This is a genomic window from Micromonospora sp. D75, from assembly GCF_018070405.1.
Taxonomy (GTDB): Bacteria; Actinomycetota; Actinomycetes; order Mycobacteriales; family Micromonosporaceae; genus Micromonospora; species Micromonospora chalcea.
This window is the reverse complement of sequence record NZ_JAGPXV010000695.1, coordinates 1-2,923: the sequence shown is the minus strand read 5'-3', so window position 1 is coordinate 2,923 and position 2,923 is coordinate 1. Positions and strand designations below refer to the sequence as shown.

The following is a 2,923-nucleotide window of genomic DNA, read 5'->3' as shown; positions in this document are numbered from 1 at the left end:
GGAGATGTCGTACGCGTCCATCTGCGCGCCGACGGTCGCCACCAGCTCGTTCGTCTTCGCCAGCACGTACCGGTCGAGCACGTGCGTGGAGTCGGTACGGCGACGCGCGGTGTAGCCGTCGGCGTTGGCGTAGAGCGAGAAGAAGTACCAGACGTTCCACAGCGGCAGCAGCACCTGGCGCACCGCGTCCCGGATCAGCGACTCGGTGACCGCCATGTCGCCGCCGCGCAGCACCGGCGAGGACATCAGCATCCACCGCATCGCGTCCGACCCGTAGGAGTCGAACACGTGGTAGACGTCCGGGTAGTTGCGCAGGCTCTTGGACATCTTGCGGCCGTCCGAGCCGAGCAGGATGCCGTGGCTGATGCAGTTGCGGAACGCCGGCCTGTCGAACAGCGCGGTGGCCAGCACGTGCATGGTGTAGAACCAGCCGCGGGTCTGCCCGATGTACTCGACGATGAAGTCACCCGGGTAGTGGTGCTCGAACCACTCGCGGTTGGAGAACGGGTAGTGCACCTGGGCGAACGGCATCGAGCCGGACTCGAACCAGCAGTCCAGCACCTCCGGCACCCGGCGCATCATCGACTTGCCCGTCGGGTCGTCCGGGTTGGGACGGACCAGGTCGTCCACCGCCGGCCGGTGCAGGTCGGTCAGGCGTACGCCGAAGTCACGCTCGATGTCGGCCAGCGACCCGTACACGTCCACCCGCGGGTAGTTCGGGTCGTCGGAGCGCCACACCGGGATCGGCGAGCCCCAGAACCGGTTCCGGCTGATCGACCAGTCGCGGGCGTTGGCCAGCCACTTGCCGAACGAGCCGTCCTTGATGTGCCCGGGCGTCCAGTTGATCTGCTGGTTCAGCTCGACCATCCGGTCCTTGAACTTCGTCACCGCGACGAACCAGGACGACACCGCCTTGTAGACCAGCGGGGTGTCGCAGCGCCAGCAGTGCGGGTAGGAGTGGGTGTAGGTGTCCTGCCGCAGCACCACGCCCCGCTCCTTGAGTTCCCGGATCACCGGCTTGTTCACGTCGAAGACCTGCTCGCCCTGGTACGGCGGCACCAGCGCGGTGAACCGGGTGTGGTCGTCCACGGTCACGACGGTGGGGATGCCGGCGGCGTTGCAGACGTTCTGGTCGTCCTCACCGAACGCGGGGGCGAGGTGGACGATCCCGGTGCCGTCCTCGGTGGTGACGAAGTCCGCGGCGAGCACCTGGTAGGCGTTCTCCCCGGCCGGCTCGACCAGGAAGTCGAACAGCGGCGTGTAGCGACGCCCGACCAGGTCCCGGCCGTACACCGTGCCGACCTGCTCGTACCCCTCCAGCTCCTTGGCGTACGCGCCGAGGCGCGCGGCGCCGACGACGTAGCGCTCACCGTCGCGTTCCAGCACCGCGTACTCGATGTCGGGGCCGACGGCGAGCGCCAGGTTCGACGGCAGCGTCCACGGCGTGGTGGTCCAGACGCCCAGCTTGACCGGCCCGCGCAGCGGCTCCGGCGCGTTCTCGTCAGCGGTCAGCCCGAACCAGACGGTGAGCGTCGGGTCGTGCCGGTCCCGGTAGACGTCGTCCATCCGGGTCTCGGTGTTCGACAGCGGGGTCTCGCACCGCCAGCAGTACGCCAGCACCCGGAAGCCCTCGTAGACCAGGCCCTTGTCGTGCAGGGTCTTGAAGGCCCACATGACGCTTTCCATGTAGTCCAGGTCGAGCGTCTTGTAGTCGTTGGCGAAGTCGACCCAGCGGGCCTGCCGGGTGACGTACCGCTCCCAGTCGTGCGTGAACTCCAGCACGGAGGTGCGGCAGGCGTCGTTGAACCGGGCCACGCCGAGGTCGAGGATCTCCGCCTTGGTGGTGATGCCGAGCTGCTTCTCGGCCACCACCTCGGCGGGCAGGCCGTGGCAGTCCCAGCCGAACCGGCGCTCGACGCGCCGGCCGCGCATGGTCTGGTAGCGCGGCACCACGTCCTTGACGTAGCCGGTGAACAGGTGGCCGTAGTGCGGCAGGCCGTTGGCGAACGGGGGGCCGTCGTAGAAGACGTACTCGTTCTCGCCGTCGCGGCCGGCGTCGCGGGCCTCGACGGACGCCTCGAAGGTCTTGTCGGCCGTCCAGTGCTCCAGGACCCGGCGCTCGACCGCGGGCAGGTCCGGGCTCGCCGGGACACCGGCGCCGGACGGGTCGTGCAACGGATAGGCCATCGCCTGTCGCTCCTCAGCAGCTCACTCGTCTGTGCTCTGCGAGGACGAGCCGGATCCGGTACGCCGTGACCGGCGTGCCGGGCGTGGCCCGCGGTACCACCCCGCTTGGCGGCCGAGGTGCGACCGCCCGCTCGTTGGCCGGCTGTGACGGGCCGTCCCGTCCGGTTCTACTGGGCCGGTCACCCGGCTGTTCCTCCGGAGGCTCACCGGTGATGGCCGGGTCGTCGCCTGTGCGTTCAAGCGTACTCGACCCCCTGCCCGCCGTGCCGCGCCGCCGGGTATTCCACTGCCCGGCGAGGTGTCAGCGGCGCGACGGGGCCGGGAGGGTGGTGGTCCAGAGCGAGGCGCCGGAGCGGTCCCGCAGGTGGACCGTCAGAGCCGCCGACGGGCCGTCGATCGTGACCTCGCCGAAGTGCTGGAAGCCCTCGGCCGGGGAGGTGTTGGCGCGCGGCGGGGCGTGCACGAACACCGCCTTCGGGCCGAACGTGCCGTCCAGCGCGTTCGGGCCGAATGCGCCCGCGTGCGCCGGGCCGGAGACGAACTCCCAGAACGGGCTGAAGTCCCGCACCGCCGCACGGGCCGGGTCGTAGTGGTGGGCGGCGGTGTAGTGCACGTCGGCGGTGAGGAACACCAGTCCGGTCACCCCGGCCCGGTGCGAGGCGCGCAGCACCTCGGCGAACTCCAGCTCCCGGCCGGCCGGCGCGCCGTGGTCGCCCTGCGCCACGCCCTCCTGGGC

General features: G+C 70.4%; 2 protein-coding genes. Both read right to left on the bottom strand.

The window, feature by feature from the left end; all coding sequences use genetic code 11:
- A partial coding sequence (ileS, locus tag KBX39_RS27775; RefSeq protein WP_210873333.1) for an isoleucine--tRNA ligase occupies positions 1-2,187 on the bottom strand: 2,187 nt, incomplete at its 3' end.
- Positions 2,188-2,488: 301 nt separating this feature from the next.
- Positions 2,489-2,923: alkaline phosphatase D family protein (locus KBX39_RS27770; RefSeq protein WP_210873331.1), on the bottom strand; the 435-nt coding region annotated here is incomplete at its 5' end.